Consider the following 14,827-nt stretch of genomic DNA (forward strand, 5'->3'; position numbering starts at 1 on the left):
CTGCTGCCGCCATGGGCCCTCGACCGCGCGCCGGTCGGGGGCCCGCGGTCGTCAGGGGGCGTCCTCACGGGGCCCGGGCGCACCGACGTCCGTGGCCTACCGCAGGCGCCGGGCGCGCAGGACGGCGTCGTGGGTGGGTCGGGTGCCCGCCGGTGCGGGCGCGGTGCGCGGGCGGCTCTCGTCGACCAGGACCGTCCAGTCCTCGCCCAGGTGCGCGGCGATGTCGGAGGGCGCGTAGTGGTCGGCCGGGTCGAATCCGTTCTCGTGGTGTGGCGGGTCGGTGGGGCCGTGGCCGACCACGAGCAGGGTGCCGCCGGGGGCCACCGCGGCCAGCAGGCCGTGTAGCGCGGTGTGGTCCGGCTGCTTGGGCAGCGGGAAGTACTGGATCGAGACCAGGTCGAACGCGCGGGCGGGCGGCGGGACCGCGGTCAGGTCGGCCCGCGCCCACGCCACGCGGTCGGCCAGGTCCCCGGTCGCCTCGCGGGCGCGGGCCAGGGCGACCAGCGAGATGTCGACGGCGGTGACCAGCCATCCGTGGCGGGCCAGCCAGAGGGCGTCGGCGCCCTCGCCGCAGCCCGCGTCGAGTGCCTGGCCGGGTTCGAGGCCGGCGGCCTCGGTCACGAGCACGCCGTTGGGGGAGCCGCTGAAGAGCCGTTCGCGGCGGCCGTACTTCTCGTCCCAGTAGCGAGCGTCCATGGTCCTCGTCCTTCGTGGCGGTTCGAGGTGATCACGCGACCACCCCTTCGACCTTCCGCCACACGTGCCTTCGGTGACAAAGTACTTTGCCGAATGAGCAAAGTGAGGGCGGGTGCGTGAGTACTCAGGGCCTGCGCAGCAGTCCCAGGCCCAGGGCGGTGGCGCTGTGCAGCACGTACCGGCCCTCCTGGCGGCTCTGGACCAGGTGGGCCTCGCGGAGCACGTTCAGGTGCTTGCTCGCCGTAGCCGGGGAGACGGTGAGCCTGCGGGCCAGGCCCGTCGTGGTGCAGGTCCCGCCCTCGGCCACCATCTCCAGCAGCCGTGAGCGCGTGGACCCCAGGAGCGGCGCGAGCCCGGCGGAGCGCGGAGCCGGTCGTGCCCAGTCCAGGGTGTGTTCGATCGGGTGGACCAGTACGGGCGGGAGGCCGGGGTCGGCGAGTGCCACGGGCCTGCCCCAGCAGAAGAAGGACGGTACCAGGAGCAGGCCGCGCCCCCGCAGGTGGAGTCCGCGCTCGAAGGGGTAGTCGATCTCCAGGACGGGCCGACTCCAGCGCGCGGTGGGGCCCAGGGAGGCCAGGAGCGCTTCGGAGCCCCCCTCGCGCAGGGCGCGCGCCCGGTGCGCCAGGTCCGTGTGCACCTGGGCGCGGATCCGCGTCCAGAACGGCGCGAGCGCCGCCCGGTGGTAGGTGCGCAGGGCGCCGCCGAGCAGGCGCATGGACCCGGCCTCCCCCGAGGCCAGCCAGCCCAGTGGCGAGGGGGAGCGGGCGTGGGCGGCCAGCGTGTCCAGCTCCTCCTGGACCCGGGGCACCGGTGTGCTCAGCACGGACTCGATCCCGAGGTCGGGGTCCGGTTCGGTCGGGGTGAGGAAGTCGGGGCAGTAGTTGCCGTAGGGGGCCAGCGCCAACAGCAGCCGCAGCGCGCGTTCCCCGGGGCCGCCGTCCAGCATCGCGCGGTGCACGGCCGCGCGCCACGCGTCGAAGAACAGGGCGCCCTGCCTGTGCTGCAGCATGTGCAGGCTGTTGAGGGTCTCCCACATGGAATGGGCGGAGTCGGCCAGGCGCAGACGCATGAGGTCGTCACTGCTGAAATGAATGCGCAGGTTTGCGCTGTTTCTTGGCATTTCGGACTTTCCCGCTTCCGGTGATGTTGTCGCCAGAAGGAAAACGTGTGCACGCATCTGAAAGCGAATGCTAATAATAACCGAGAGAGCAGCGAAGGTTGAGTGGCGCCGGACAGGAAGGGAATTCGATGAAAGAAGCGGTGTTCGGACACGCCATGCGCCGGGGAGCCCGAGCAGGATCCCCTCGCGCCTCCCTCGTCGTCGTGGCCCTGGCCGGCCTGCTCGTCGTCTCCTGCTCCGCAGCCCAGGAGGATCCGAACGCCCGAGCACGCGAGGTGACGGCTGAGGAGGAGAGCCTGCTGGAGAGGGCCGGCCAACTCCTGCTCAGAGAATGCATGGAAGCCCGCGGATTCGAATACCAGATCGTTTCGGACCGTGCCGTCACCGATATTGAGCAGTTCCTTTACGTCATCGACGATCCCGAATGGGCCTCCGAGCACGGCTACGGGACCGAACTTCAACGCGAGGCCGCGGAACGGCGCGAGAACGACCCCAACGCGCGCTACTTCGAGAGCCTGCCCCCCGAGCTCCGGGCCCGGGCGCTGGTGGCCGCCAACGGGCCCGCGCCTGTCGGTTTGACGGCGACCGCCCCCGACGGCATGGAACTCACGCGCAGCGACCAGGGGTGCCAGTCGCAGGCCGACAGGGAGCTCTACGGCGATCTGGACTCCTGGTTCCAGGCCCGCACCACCGCCGACGCCCTTCCCGCGCTGCGCCACCAGCACGTGATCGACGATCCGCGCTACCAGGAGGCCGTGCGGCCCTGGGCGGACTGCATGCGCGCCGCCGGACACGACCACGCCACACCGACCGAGCTGCGCGCCGCCCTGCCTCCCCCGCAGGACCCCCTGCCACGGCAGGAGGAGATCGGGCTCGCACAGGACGAGGCGCGGTGCGCCTTGGACTCCGGGCTGGCCCGGACCGCGGCGGCCCTGGACGAAGAGCACGGACAGCGACTGCGCGAGCGCCACAGCTCCGCGCTGGAGACACAGCGGCGTCTGCGACTGGACGCCCTGCCCCGGGCCCGCGCCCTCGTCGCCGAGGCGGAGCGGACCCCGGGCCCCGAACACCGGGGGTGAGCCCCGGAGGTGTAACGCACACGGCAAGAAAGGCAGACACCATGAGGACCACCCGTATGACGGCCCTGGTCGCCGCGGCGATCACCGCAGCGACCCTGTTCCACGCCCCCGCCGCCCAGGCCGAGGAGGCCCGGCCCTACACCGAGGCCGCAGCCGCCGACGGCAGGCTGTACGCCTACTACGACTACAACTACCAGCGCTACTGCGCCTCCTGGTCGGGCGACTCCAAGAACTGGGGGCGGTGCCGCAACACCACGTCCTCGCTGTGGAACAACGGCTACCCGGGCGACTACGACGATGTGCGGGTCTACTGGGGGCTCAACCACTCCGGCGCCTACCGGGGCGTGCACAACGGTGTGGGCCTGGCCAACCTCAGCCGGTGGACCTTCGACCGCAACACCGGGGCCGGTTCCGGCCAGTCGCTGAACAACAACATCTCCTCCCACATGTGGGTCAACCTGTGACCGGTGCGCCGCCCGGGGCGGGCCGGCACGGCCCGTGACCCCTGACCGGAAGGCGCGCGGGCCCTCGGGGCGGTGGGGACACTCCGTCCCTGCCGCCCCAGGGCGCGGCGGGCTGTCGCGGTCTCAGGACCCCGCGGCGGCCCGGGACCGCACACGGCGGGGGCGTCGCCGGAGCACGCCCTGGCGGGGCGAGAACAGGTAGGCCAGCGTGAACGCGGCCGCCTGGGCGAGCACGATCGACCCGCCCGTGGACACGTTGAGGTGGAAGCTGGCGTACACCCCGGTCACGGCCGCCAGCGCGGCCACGGCGGCGGCGATGGCCAGCATCCGCTCGAACCGGTCGGTGAGCAGGTAGGCGGTGGCGCCGGGGATGATGACCATGGCCACCACCAGGATGATGCCCACCGCCTGCAGGGCGACCACCACGGTCACCGACAGCAGACCGAGCAGCAGCGTCTCCAGCAGGCGCGGGTTGATGCCCACGGCGTGCGCGTGCACGGGGTCGAAGGCGTACAGGGTCAGGTCGCGGTGCTTGAACCAGACCACCGCCAGGACCACGGCGGCCAGGACCAGGACCTGCCAGATGTCGGCGTCGGAGACACCCAGGACGTTGCCGAAGAGGATGTGTCCCAGGTCGGTCTGGCTGGGCACCCGGGAGACCAGCACCAGCCCCAGGGCGAACATCGTTGTGAAGACCACCCCGATGACGGCGTCCTCCTTGACCCGGGAGGTGCGGTTGACCACGCCGATCAGGGCCACCGACCCGGCGCCGAAGACCAGGGCGCCCACGGCGAACGGCAGCCCGAACAGGAAGGACAGAACGACACCGGGCAGGACGGCGTGGGAGACGGCGTCGCCCATCAGCGACCAGCCCACCAGGGTCATCCAGCACGAGAGCACCGCGCACGCCACGCCCGCCACGACGCCGACCAGCAGGGCGCGCTGGACGAACTCGAACTGCAAGGGCACCGTGAACCACTCCACGATGCCGGTGATCAGGGTGTCCACGGGGTCTCCTCCTCCTGGGCCGCGATGCCGAAGGCCGCCATGAGGGTCTCCGGGCGCAGGACCTCCTCGGGGCTGCCGCGTGCGATGACGTGGCGTTGGAGCAGGACCGCCTCGTCGCACAGGGCGGGCACCTGGGCCAGGTCGTGGGTGGAGACCAGCAGGGTGCGACCGCTGTCGCGCAGCTGGAGCAGCAGTTCGGTGATGGTGGCCTCCGAGCGCTTGTCGACCCCGGCGAAGGGTTCGTCCAGCAGGAGTACGTCCGCCTCCTGGGCGATGGCGCGGGCGACGAAGGCGCGTTTGCGCTGGCCGCCGGAGAGCGCACCGATCTGGCGGTCGGCCAGGTCGGTGAGGTCGGTGCGGGCCAGGGCGTGCTCGACGGCCCGGGTGTCGGCGGGGCGGGCGCGGCGCCGCAGCCCCATGTGTCCGTAGCGGCCCATCATCACCACGTCGCGGACGCGGACGGGGAAGGCCCAGTCGACCTGTTCGGCCTGGGGGACGTAGCCGACCAGGCCGCGGCGCCGTGCGGTGGTGCCGGTGTGACCGAGGATGCGCACCCGGCCCCGGTCGGTGGGAACCAGCCCGAGGATGGTCTTGAACAGGGTGGACTTTCCGGAGCCGTTGGTGCCCAGCAGGCCGCAGACGCGGCCGGGGGCGACGGTGAGTCCGACGTCGTCCAGGGCCAGGACGTCGCCGTAGCGGACGGTGGCGCCGGTGACCTCGATGGCCGCGGTCATCTCAGCCTCCCGTTCCCTCGGTGAGTCCGGCGACGATCGCCTCGGCGTCGTGGCGGAGCAGGTCGAGGTAGGTGGGGACGGGGCCGCCGCCCTCGGACAGGGAGTCGACGTAGAGGGTCTGTCCCATGGCGGCGCCGGTCTCGCGGGCCACGGCCCGCTGGGTGCCGTCGTTGACGGTGCTCTCGCAGAACAGGGCCGGCACGTCGTTGTCGCGGACGAACTCGGTCACCGCGGCGATCTGTTGGGGGGTGGCCTCGGTCTCGGCGTTGACCGGCCACAGGTAGCGCTCGGTGAGCCCGGCGTCGCGGGCCAGGTAGGGGAAGGCGCCCTCACAGGTGACCAGGGCGCGGCGGGACTCGGGGACCGCGGCCAGTTCGGACTCCAGGTAGGCGCCGACCTCGCTGATCTCGTCCTTGTAGGCCTCGGCGGCCTCGGCGTAGTGGTCGCGGCCCTCGGGGTCGAGTTCGGTGAGGGCGTCGCGGATGTTGTCGACGTAGACCAGGGCGTTGTCGGGCGACATCCACGCGTGGGGGTTGGGTTCTCCCTCGTACTCGCCCGAGGCGATGGGGATGGTGTCGATGCCCTCGGTCAGCAGTGCAGTGGGGGCGTCCACGCGCGCGGTGAACTGCTCGAACCAGGCCTCCAGACCCAGGCCGTTCTCCAGGATCAGGTCGGCGTCCTGGCCGCGGACGAGGTCGTCGGGAGTGGGTTCGTAGCCGTGGATCTCGGCACCGGGCCGGGTGAGCGAGGCGACCTCGACCCGGTCGCCGGCGACGTTCTCGGCCATGTCGGCGATCACCGTGAACGTGGTCAGGACCGTGGGGCGTCCGTCGTCGTCGGCCGTGTCCGAGGCGGCTGTGGAGCAGGCCGTGCCGGCCAGGGTGAGCGCGGCCGTGGCGGCGAGCGTGGCCGACCAAGGTTTTGAAGGGGCACCATCTCTAAAGTTCGGCACGCCTAACTTTTTACCACAAGCGGTCCAAACTTACACATCGCGGGCGTGTCCGGACCTGGCCGGTCGAGGGGCGGTGCTAGGCGTGCTTCGGGGGTACCCGCCCCGTCGGCGCTCGCGGGCGCGGTTCAGCCCAGGAGCCGTGCGCGCAGCCGGGCGAGGTCGCGCTCCGCGACCCCCGCCGCCAGGAGGTAGTCCTGCGCGTCCAGGCCCCCGAGCACGTCGAGCACACAGCGGCGCGCCGTCAGACCGCGCTCGGCCAGGCGCGACTCGATGGCCGGTCCCTGGTCCGGCCGCCCCATCGCCGCGAAGAGCGGGCCGAGCATGACGGTGGAGAGGGCGTAGTCGTCGGCGATCGCCTGGGGCTCGACTCCGGCCAGGGCGAGCAGCAGCAGGGCGACGAGCCCCGTGCGGTCGCGCCCGGCCCCGCAGTGGAACAGGACGGCGCCGGGCCCGCAGCGGGCCAGGGCGGTGACCGCCGCGGCGCACCGCTCGGGCTTGCGGTCCAGGAAGGGCCGGAAGTACAGCGGGGTGCCGTGCAACCGCTCACGGTCCACCTCGCGCCAGAATCCGACGTCGGCGACGTCGTCCAGGGGCACCTCCACGCGCGTGATCTCCGGTGGGAGCGGCACCGCTGCGGTCGCCGCGGGGAACTGTGCGGTGCCCACCGGGTGCGTGGGGCCGTCACCCCCGGCGGGCCGGATCTCGTCGGGGTTGCGCAGGTCCACGATGGTGCGCACGCCCGCCGCGCGGGCGGACCGCCATCCCAGGGCGGTCACCAGGCGCGGGTCGGCGGAGCGGAGGAAGGCCCCTCGCCTGGTGGGCGTGCCGTGTCGGGTGGGCAGGCCGCCCAGATCACGGGTGTTGACGAAGCCGTCCCAGGTGATGTGTCTGCTGGAGCCCATGCCCGTCAGGTGTATCCCCTCGCCCGGGGAAGCGAAAGCCCCGCTGGTCACCGGCCGCCCGGCGCTTCGGCCGGAGGGTCGGCCAGGTGTGTGAGCTGGCGCAGGACGGCGTCGCGGGCCCAGGCGGACCACCGCTCGACCGTCCAGCCGCTGTGCACGGTGAACAGGGTGAACACTTCCGGGCAGAGCAGCGCCAGTGCGGTGTCGGCGGCCTCGGACACCTCCAGGCCCGGGCGCAGTGCGCCGCGGTCGGCCAGGGCCCGGGCGAAGACCTCCTGGACCTGGCGGCGGTGCTCGACGTTGGTCCGCCACAGGTCCGCCAGTTCGGGGTCGGAACCGGCCGCCGCGCGCACCACCTCGGTCAGAGCCGCCACCCGTTCCATGACCCCGCTGGTCCCCTCGACGTGCAGGCGGATCTGTTCCCGGGCGTCGGGGGCGGCCAGCGCCGCGCGCACCCAGGGCCGGTCCAGTGTGGCCACCGGAGCGGTATCCCCGGCCACGGCCTGGTCGAGTGCCTCCTTCAGGACGGCGGGCTTGTTGCCGAAGGCGTAGTACACCGTCTGGGTCGCCACGCCTGCCTCCTTGGCCACGGCCTGGATGCTGGTCGCGGCGTAGCCGTGCGCGGTGAACAGGCGGGTGGCGGCGGCGGCCACCCGGGCGCGGGTGGCACGGGACCGGGCGGCCCGGCCGTCGGTGGCGGGTGCGTTCATCCGTGGGCCTCCGTTGTGTCGTGGGTGTCGCTGCGGGTACTTTATTGTAGTCACACTACAAATACTTTGGAGGCGACATGCACGCACTCGTTCTTGGCGGCTACGGCGCGGTGGGCGCCCTGACCACGGCGGCGCTGCGCGAACGCGGCCACACCGCCTCGACGGCCGGACGCGACCCACGCCGGGCCGACCGCCCCTGTGACCTGTCCGAGCCCGGCCTGCGCGGCTACCGCGACGCCCTGGAGGGGGTGGACGTGGTCGTCAACGCCTCCGGGGCCGAGGACCCGGCCCTGGTGTCGGCGGCGGCCGAGCAGGGAGCCGCCTTCGTCGACGCCACCGCCACCACGCACTACGTGCGCGCCGTGGAGGAGCTGCGGCCGCGCTCACCCGTCCTGCTCAGCGTCGGACTGGCCCCGGGGCTGACCAACCTCCTGGCGGCGGCCGTGCACGCCGACGCGCCCGGCGAGGACCCGCTCGACCTCGCGGTGGTCCTGGGTGCCGGGGAGGAGCACGGAGCGGCCGCCACCGCCTGGTCCCTGGGGCTGCTCGGGCGCACCTTCCCCGACCCCGCCACGGGCGCTCCGGTGCGCAACTTCACCCAGGGCCACGCCTTCGACCTGCCCGGGCTGGGACGGCGCCGTCTGTACCGGGCCGACTTCAGCGACCAGCACGCCCTGACCCGCGACCTCGGCCGGCCGGTGCGCACGCGCGTCGGGCTGGACTCGCGCACGCTCACCGCGGGGCTGGCCCTGCTCACGCACGTGCCCGGCGCCTCGCGCATGCCGACCGGTATCCACGGGCTGGGCACCGACGCCTGGGTCGCCCTCGCCCAGTGCGGTACCGCTCGCCGCTGGGCGCGGGGGCGCGGCCAGTCCCTGGCCACCGCGCACGTCACCGCGTGGGCGGCCACCCTCGTCGGGGGCCTGGCCGCCGGCGTCCACCACCTGCACGAGGTGGCCGGCCTGGACGACCTGCCCGCGGACCTGCCCCTGACCGTGGGCGGTGCGCTCCACACGGGCTGACCGGGCACCGCTTCGACCGTGGAGCGGACCGTTCGGCGGGCCCCGGCCGACGTGCTGCGCCGAGCAGGGGGACCACCCGGCGCGGGCGGGTGGTCCCGGCGCGTCCCAGGACCCCCGGCCAGGGCGCGGACGCGGCGGCGCGGCGGATGGCCGGACGACCCGAACCGGTCACGGCGGGGGCCGCGCGGCGGTACTGTCGACACGGTTCCGAGCATCAGGAGGTGGGCGGTGGGCGACGCCTGGACCGCGATCGACTTCGAGACGGCCAACCAGGACCGTGGGAGCGCCTGCGCGGTCGGCCTGGTCCGAGTGCGCGGCGGCGTGGTCGTGGACCGCCTCACCACGCTGATCCGCCCGCCGGGACCGGTCGACTTCTTCTCGCGGCACAACACCGCCGTGCACGGCATCACCGCCGCGGACGTCGCCGACGCCCCCGGTTGGGCCGATGTGCTGGACCGCATCGTCGACTTCAGCGAGGGCGGCCCCCTGGTGGCGCACAACGCGGCCTTCGACATGGGCGTGCTGCGCCAGGCGAGCGAGATCAGCGGCCTGTCCCACCCGGCCTGGGACTACGCGTGCACGCTGGTGCTGTCCCGCCGGACCTGGGACGAGCTGCCCGACCACCGTCTGCCGACCGTGAGCGCCCACGTCGGGCACACGATCACCCGACACCACCGTGCCGACGCCGACGCCGAGGCCGCCGCGCACATCATGATCGCCGCCATGCGGCGGCACGGCACCGCGTCCCTGCCCGAGCTGGCCCGGGCCTCGGGTGTGCGGCTGCGCCGGCTGGAGAGTGCGCGGATCACCGCGTCAGCTCCGCCGCCGCCCGTGTCCGTGCCCGCCGCGGCGCCCGCGGGTGAGGACCGCTTCTCCCACTACCAACGGGTCTCGCGCACACCGCTGCCCCAAGCCTCCGCCGACGCCGACCCCTCCGGGCCGCTGTACGGGCGCACGGTGTGCGTCTCCGGTGACCTGGAGTCGATGGACAAGCCCGAGGTGTGGCGGCGTGTGGCCGAGGCGGGCGGGCACCCGGCCAAGAACGTCACCAAGAAGACCGACGTTCTGGTGGTCGGCGGCAACGGCGGCGGGGGCAAGACCGCCAAGCACCGCCAGGCCGAGACCTACCGCGCACGGGGCCAGCGCATCGACTTCGTCACCGAGCCGGAGCTGCTCACGCTCCTGGGAATGACCGCCGCCTCGTAAGGGCGCGCACCGCAGGGGGCGGCGCGCGGCCCTTCGGGCGCGGTGGCCCCGCTTCCGGTGCGGGGCCACCGCGGCGGTGCCGGCCGCTACTTGGGGAAGCGCAGGGTCGCACCGCTCTCGTTGCTGGGCTCACCGTGGTCGAGCATCTCGGTGAAGCCGGCGTGGCCCATCACCGCCGAGCGCAGCATCACCGCGCTGGCCGGGGCCTTGAACACCGTGTCGGGGTCGCCCAGCTTCGACGGGTTCGACGTCACCATGCTCGGCTCCTTGACAGAACCCCACAGGTGGGGCTCCCGCGCCCGGTCGGCGCCCAGGACGAGGGTCTCCACGCGCTTCTCCGACAGCATCGGCAGCGTCTCGTAGGTGCCCTTCACGGCCTGGTCGTGGGCGAGCTTCTCCTGGTACTCGGCCAGGAACGCGTCGTGCTTGTACGCCACGAACTCGCGCAGGGCCTGCTCGGCCGCCTCGTGCAGCCGCTCCTGGGCGTCGGTGCCGCCACGGCCCCCGGGGATGTGCCGCACCGGGATGGTCAGCCGCCGTTCACCGAGGTTGTCGCGCAGGTAGGAGATGGCCTCGTCGTCACCTCCCACGAGGATCACCTCGGCGTCGACCTCGGCCACGGCCTCCCTGACGCGCTCGGCCACCGCGGCGGTGTTCTCGCGCCACAGCTCCTGCTGGACGTACTTGTTGGCGAAGCGTCCGTTGTAGCCGCTGTGGTTGCCGGGGCCGCTGCGCGTCTCCACGTCCAGCCCGCGCATGTCCTCTCCGGTGAGATCGTCCTCGGACACGGCGCCGTGCGTGGGGTGGGCGGCGTATCCGAACACCTTCGCGTGCACCCTGTCCAGCGCCACCAGAACGTAGGGGACCCGGCGGTCGCGGTCGACCACCAGGGGCAGGACGTCCGGGACGGGCATCCACGTCGCACTGTCGCGCTGGGGTGGGACGGCGAGGGTGTGCGCGTCCAGGAGCCGGCCCTCCGAAGCGAACAGGGCCTGCCCATGACTGCCGAACGCGCGCGATGTGCGTTCGACCACGGCCTCCGCCAGCGCGTCGAGCGTGGCCTCGTCGGTGCCCAGCTCCGCGAGCTCGTCCCGCAGGTGCCGCCAGCGCAGCTCGATCGCCCTGTCGGCGTCGGTGGTGTCGCGGCTGGTGTCCAGGTGCACCGAGGCGACAAGGCTGCCGCTCTCGTACAGAGGTCGCAGAAAACCAAGGTCCATGATCCGCGGGGCGCGTCTCCCCCGCCCCGCCACCTCCTTTTCGGGGTCGGCCTGGGGGCCATCCTGGGCCTGATGGTGCCTTCGGTACCCACGCCACGTCGCGTCAGACACGCTCCTTGCCCAAGGATGTCCCCGACTTGCCCGGGAGCCGAAGTGTCGTGACTCTGAGCACTCGAATGTGACCCTCTGTGTCCGACCGGAGCGGGTCGCGAACTGTCGGGTGCGCGCGGGGTGCGCGTTTCTAGTGTCGGTGGTGACCGAAGGAGGAGAGGGCATGCTGGACCGCTTGAACCGGGCCCTGGAGATGATCGAAGAGGACCCCGGGGCGCCGGTGGACGTGGCGGTGCTGGCGCGGGCCGCGCTGACCTCGGAGTACCACTTCCGTCGGCTGTTCTCCGCTCTCGCCGGGATGCCGCTGTCGGAGTACGTGCGACGCAGACGGCTGACGCTGGCGGGCACGGAGGTGGTGGACGGTGACGAGGGCCTGCTCGAGGTCGCCGTGCGCTACGGCTACGGGTCCACCGATGCCTTCGCCCGGGCCTTTCGCGCCATGCACGGGGTCGGCCCGGGCGAGGCTCGACGGACCGGCGCGGTGCTCACCTCCCAACCGAGAATGACGTTTCGTCTGACCGTCGAAGGGAGTTCCACCGTGCGCTACCGCATCGTCGAGAAGGAGGCGTTCCGGCTCGTCGGAGTCCGGGCCCGCGTACCGCTGGTGTACGAGGGGGAGAACGCGGCCATCACCTCGTTCGTCCGGGGGATCGACCCCGCGACCACCGAGGAGATCGGTCGGCTGTCCGACCAGGAGCCGCGCGGGGTCGTGTCGGTGACCGACGACGTCGACGCGCAGCGCCGCGAGGGCAGCGAACTGGACTACTACCAGGCGGCCGCCACCTCCGCGGCCGTGCCCGAGGGGTTGGAAGGGCTGGACGTGCCCGCCGGGACCTGGGTGGTCTTCCCCGCCACCGAGGGATCGGACACCTTCCCGGAGTCCCTGCAGCGCCTGTGGGCGGACGCGTTCGCCCAGTGGTTCCCCGCCCACCCCGCCTACCGCGTGGTCGAGGGCCCCTCGATCCTGCGCGTGGAGTACGGAGCCGAGCCGTCGGCGGCCGAGGCCGAGCTCTGGCTGCCCGTCGAGCGGGTGGAGTGACGCGCAGAAGGGGAGTGAACTCGGGCCGTCGGCCGCCGGAGGGACCCGCCCGTCGGCCGACGGCCCCGGCGCGTTCGCGATGATGGTCACGGACAGCAACACGATCGTGACGTGTCAACGTCCGGGCCTTCGGTATAAACCGACCATTCACTCCCCCGAGGACGAAGGACGACGAGGTCCATGGACTCCACCGCTCCCCCGCGTTCGCTCTGGCGGCGCTATCTCGACATCCCCCTCATCTGGAAGCTGACCGTCGCCCTGGTCGCGGGCGTCGCCGTCGGTCTGGCCCTCAACGTGTCGGACGGCGGGGCCTGGGCCCTGCCGGTGCTGGACGTGATGGGCCAGGTGTTCCTGCGGCTGCTGCAGATGCTCGTGCTCCCACTCGTGGTCACCACGCTCATCGCCGGCGTGGCGGCCATCTCGCCCCAGCGGCTGGGCCGGATCGGCGCCAAGGTGTTCGGCCTGTACCTGGTCACCTCCGCGTTCGCGATCACGGTCGGTCTGCTGCTGGCACTGGCCGTCTCGCCCGGGACCGGGCTGCGCATGCCCGGCGAGCCGGAGGAGGAGGTCGAGGTCCCGGCCGTCAGCGAGACCCTCCTCGACATCGTCCCCGCCAACCCGTTCCAGGCCCTGGTCGAGGGCAACGTCCTGGCGGTGATGTTCGGTGCGGTCGTCTTCGGACTGGCCCTGACGTTCATGCTCAACAGCGCCGACGAGCGCACCCAGAACCTGGCCGTGTTCCTGCGGCGCGGGGTCGACGGGGCGGTGGAACTGGTCTTCAAGGTCATCCGCGGTGTCCTGGAGTACGCGCCCGTGGGCGTGTTCGGCCTCATCGCCCTCGTGCTGGCCGAGACCGGGCTGGACGCGGTCCGTCCGCTCCTGGAGCTCACGGGCGCGGTCTACCTGGCGATCCTGGTGCAGATCGCCGTGTACGTGGTCCTGCTCCTGCTGTTCCGCGCGGGGGTGGGCCGGTTCTTCGCCGCGGCCAAGGACCCCATGCTGACGGCGTTCGTCACCCGTTCCAGCAGCGGGACGCTGCCGGTGACCTCACGGGCGGCCGAGCGCATGGGCGTACGCGAGGGCGTGTACGGGTTCAGCCTGCCGCTGGGCGCCACCATCAACATGGACGGCACCGCCATCTACGTGGGTGCCGCCACCGTCTTCGTCGCCAACGTCGCCGGTGTCGAACTGACCCTCGCGCAGCTGGGCACGGTCGTGGTCGTGGGGGTGCTGGCGTCGGTCGGTACGGCCGGGGTGCCCGGTGCGGGGCTGCTGATGCTGTCCATGGCCACGACCGCGGTCGGGCTGCCCCTGGGGCCGCTGGCCCTGGTCGCCGGGATCGACGCCATCCTCGACATGGGCCGCACCATGTGCAACGTCACCGGCGACCTGACCGTGACGCGCGTGGTCGCCGGAACGGAGAAGGGGATGCTGCGCTCCCCGGGCGGTGCCGGCGGTGCGGACGGATCCGGAGCTCCAGAGGAGGGCCGGGTCGCAACGCCCCCGTCGGGAGCCGCGGCGGGCGAGGGCTGAGCCGGGCGGGCGGCGTGGTCCCTCACCAGCCCGCGACGCGTCGGCGTCCGGCCTCCATGAAGCGGCGCAGGAGTTCGTTGAACCGGTCGGGCCGCTCCAGGTTGGGCAGGTGGCCGGCGCCCTCGATGATCTCCACGGTCGAGTCCGGGACCAGGACGTGCATGGACTCGGTGAAGTCGGGCGGGGTGAACTCGTCCTCCCGGCCGACCACCAGCAGGGTGGGCGCGGAGATCCGTTTGAGCAGCGGGATGTAGTCGGGGCGCAGGGCCCGGCCCCGCAGGGCCGCGGCCGCGCCCTCGGGCGGGGCCGCGTACATCATGGCGCGCACGTGGTCGGCGACGGCGGGCAGGTCGCGCACGTTGGCGGCGCTCATCATCCCGACCAGCATGTCGTCGGTGTAGCCGCCCATGCCCTCGGTGCGCAGGCGCTCGGCGGTCTCGGCCCGGGCGCGCCGGCCCTTCTCGGTCTCGGCGTGCGGGTTGGTGGCCGCCAGGACCAGGGCGTCGACCCGGTCCGGGAAGAGCCGGTACAGCTCCAGGGCGATCTGGCCGCCCATCGACAGCCCCACGACGCCGACCACGTCCAGCTCCAGGTGGTTCAGCAGGGCGGCCAGGTCGCGGGCGAAGGTGTCCAGGGTGGTGGTGCCCGGCACGACGGTGCTGCGGCCGTATCCGCGCAGGTCGGGGGCGATCACCCGGTAGCCGCGGCCGGCCAGCGCCCTGACCTGCGGTTCCCACATGGAGTGGTCGAAGGGGTGGCCGTGGATGAACAGGAGGGGGTATCCGGTTCCACGGTCGGTGTAACTGACGCTGATGCCGCGCACTGAGGCCGTGCGCGGGCCGTCACCGTTCGCGGTGTTCCTCGTCTGGTGTGCCACAAGATCCGATGCTAGTCATCCGCGCAAGGGCCGCGACAGGCCGCGGCGCCACCCGGATCGGGCCACCAGTCGGCCGCGGCGGCGTGGAAGGAGGCCGACACGGCGACGGGCCGCAGGCGGTCCCTCGACGCCTGCGGCCCGTCGGAGCGCCAAACGC

General features: G+C 72.8%; 15 protein-coding genes. 6 read left to right on the forward strand and 9 right to left on the reverse strand.

Translation table 11 applies throughout. The features are described 5' to 3' along the window. Positions 1-96: 96 nt before the first annotated feature. Entirely contained in the window at positions 97-696 is a 600-nt protein-coding gene (locus tag M1P99_RS25070) for a bifunctional 2-polyprenyl-6-hydroxyphenol methylase/3-demethylubiquinol 3-O-methyltransferase UbiG (RefSeq protein ID WP_304455038.1), read from the reverse strand. A 124-nt stretch (positions 697-820) separates the two neighbouring features. Continuing rightward, the gene (locus M1P99_RS25075) at positions 821-1,816 is read right to left on the reverse strand and encodes a DUF5937 family protein (RefSeq protein ID WP_304455039.1); all 996 of its coding nucleotides are present in this window, start codon (positions 1,814-1,816) and stop codon (positions 821-823) included. 128 nt (positions 1,817-1,944) lie between these two features. Here M1P99_RS25075 and M1P99_RS25080 point away from each other — a divergent pair, with 128 nt between their 5' ends. Then, complete coding sequence (locus M1P99_RS25080; protein ID WP_304455040.1) at positions 1,945-2,895, forward strand: hypothetical protein; 951 nt, start codon at positions 1,945-1,947, stop codon at positions 2,893-2,895. A gap of 41 nt (positions 2,896-2,936) precedes the next feature. After that, positions 2,937-3,359, forward strand: a complete 423-nt coding sequence (locus M1P99_RS25085) for a hypothetical protein (RefSeq protein ID WP_304455041.1) — start codon at positions 2,937-2,939, stop codon at positions 3,357-3,359. Between the two features lie 123 nt (positions 3,360-3,482). On the opposite strand, the gene M1P99_RS25090 is transcribed toward M1P99_RS25085, so the two are convergent. The 5 genes from M1P99_RS25090 to M1P99_RS25110 form a co-directional block, all read right to left on the reverse strand. After that, positions 3,483-4,367 carry a metal ABC transporter permease gene (locus M1P99_RS25090; RefSeq protein ID WP_304455042.1) on the reverse strand — a complete coding sequence of 295 codons (885 nt, stop codon included), beginning with the start codon at positions 4,365-4,367 and terminating at the stop codon, positions 3,483-3,485. Next, complete coding sequence (locus M1P99_RS25095) at positions 4,355-5,101, reverse strand: metal ABC transporter ATP-binding protein (protein ID WP_304455043.1); 747 nt, start codon at positions 5,099-5,101, stop codon at positions 4,355-4,357. Before M1P99_RS25095 ends, M1P99_RS25090 begins: the two co-directional genes overlap by 13 nt. Before the next feature lies 1 nt (position 5,102). After that, positions 5,103-6,053, reverse strand: coding sequence for a metal ABC transporter substrate-binding protein (locus tag M1P99_RS25100; RefSeq protein ID WP_304455044.1), 951 nt, complete (start codon positions 6,051-6,053; stop codon positions 5,103-5,105). 125 nt (positions 6,054-6,178) lie between these two features. Beyond that, entirely contained in the window at positions 6,179-6,955 is a 777-nt protein-coding gene (locus M1P99_RS25105; RefSeq protein WP_304455045.1) for a tyrosine-protein phosphatase, read from the reverse strand. Between the two features lie 47 nt (positions 6,956-7,002). Further along, complete coding sequence (locus M1P99_RS25110) at positions 7,003-7,665, reverse strand: TetR/AcrR family transcriptional regulator (protein ID WP_304455046.1); 663 nt, start codon at positions 7,663-7,665, stop codon at positions 7,003-7,005. Positions 7,666-7,742: 77 nt separating this feature from the next. Between M1P99_RS25110 and M1P99_RS25115 the strand changes: the two genes are divergently transcribed. Further along, a complete protein-coding gene (locus tag M1P99_RS25115; RefSeq protein ID WP_304455047.1) occupies positions 7,743-8,687 on the forward strand; it encodes a saccharopine dehydrogenase in 945 nt (314 codons plus the stop codon). Between the two features lie 228 nt (positions 8,688-8,915). After that, complete coding sequence (locus M1P99_RS25120) at positions 8,916-9,893, forward strand: exonuclease domain-containing protein (RefSeq protein ID WP_304455048.1); 978 nt, start codon at positions 8,916-8,918, stop codon at positions 9,891-9,893. Between the two features lie 86 nt (positions 9,894-9,979). On the opposite strand, the gene M1P99_RS25125 is transcribed toward M1P99_RS25120, so the two are convergent. Beyond that, the gene (locus tag M1P99_RS25125) at positions 9,980-11,110 is read right to left on the reverse strand and encodes a hypothetical protein (RefSeq protein WP_304455049.1); all 1,131 of its coding nucleotides are present in this window, start codon (positions 11,108-11,110) and stop codon (positions 9,980-9,982) included. Positions 11,111-11,384: 274 nt separating this feature from the next. On the opposite strand from M1P99_RS25125, the gene M1P99_RS25130 reads away from it, so the two are divergent. After that, positions 11,385-12,260 carry a helix-turn-helix domain-containing protein gene (locus tag M1P99_RS25130; protein WP_304455050.1) on the forward strand — a complete coding sequence of 292 codons (876 nt, stop codon included), beginning with the start codon at positions 11,385-11,387 and terminating at the stop codon, positions 12,258-12,260. A 180-nt stretch (positions 12,261-12,440) separates the two neighbouring features. Then, complete coding sequence (locus M1P99_RS25135) at positions 12,441-13,793, forward strand: dicarboxylate/amino acid:cation symporter (RefSeq protein ID WP_304455051.1); 1,353 nt, start codon at positions 12,441-12,443, stop codon at positions 13,791-13,793. Positions 13,794-13,815: 22 nt separating this feature from the next. On the opposite strand, the gene M1P99_RS25140 is transcribed toward M1P99_RS25135, so the two are convergent. Continuing rightward, positions 13,816-14,670, reverse strand: a complete 855-nt coding sequence (locus tag M1P99_RS25140) for an alpha/beta fold hydrolase (RefSeq protein WP_304455052.1) — start codon at positions 14,668-14,670, stop codon at positions 13,816-13,818. Positions 14,671-14,827: the final 157 nt, after the last annotated feature.

It is taken from the genome of Nocardiopsis sp. YSL2, assembly GCF_030555055.1.
Taxonomy (GTDB): Bacteria; Actinomycetota; Actinomycetes; order Streptosporangiales; family Streptosporangiaceae; genus Nocardiopsis.

What these genes read in the sequence shown, in the direction of transcription:
- M1P99_RS25125 (WP_304455049.1), bottom strand. Translation starts at nt 11,110, where the DNA reads ATGGACCTTGGTTTTCTGCGACCTCTGTACGAGAGCGGCAGCCTTGTC.
- M1P99_RS25115 (WP_304455047.1), top strand. Translation starts at nt 7,743, where the DNA reads ATGCACGCACTCGTTCTTGGCGGCTACGGCGCGGTGGGCGCCCTGACC.
- M1P99_RS25095 (WP_304455043.1), bottom strand. Translation starts at nt 5,101, where the DNA reads ATGACCGCGGCCATCGAGGTCACCGGCGCCACCGTCCGCTACGGCGAC.
- M1P99_RS25080 (WP_304455040.1), top strand. Translation starts at nt 1,945, where the DNA reads ATGAAAGAAGCGGTGTTCGGACACGCCATGCGCCGGGGAGCCCGAGCA.
- M1P99_RS25135 (WP_304455051.1), top strand. Translation starts at nt 12,441, where the DNA reads ATGGACTCCACCGCTCCCCCGCGTTCGCTCTGGCGGCGCTATCTCGAC.
- M1P99_RS25070 (WP_304455038.1), bottom strand. Translation starts at nt 696, where the DNA reads ATGGACGCTCGCTACTGGGACGAGAAGTACGGCCGCCGCGAACGGCTC.
- M1P99_RS25075 (WP_304455039.1), bottom strand. Translation starts at nt 1,816, where the DNA reads ATGCCAAGAAACAGCGCAAACCTGCGCATTCATTTCAGCAGTGACGAC.
- M1P99_RS25105 (WP_304455045.1), bottom strand. Translation starts at nt 6,955, where the DNA reads ATGGGCTCCAGCAGACACATCACCTGGGACGGCTTCGTCAACACCCGT.
- M1P99_RS25110 (WP_304455046.1), bottom strand. Translation starts at nt 7,665, where the DNA reads ATGAACGCACCCGCCACCGACGGCCGGGCCGCCCGGTCCCGTGCCACC.
- M1P99_RS25085 (WP_304455041.1), top strand. Translation starts at nt 2,937, where the DNA reads ATGAGGACCACCCGTATGACGGCCCTGGTCGCCGCGGCGATCACCGCA.
- M1P99_RS25130 (WP_304455050.1), top strand. Translation starts at nt 11,385, where the DNA reads ATGCTGGACCGCTTGAACCGGGCCCTGGAGATGATCGAAGAGGACCCC.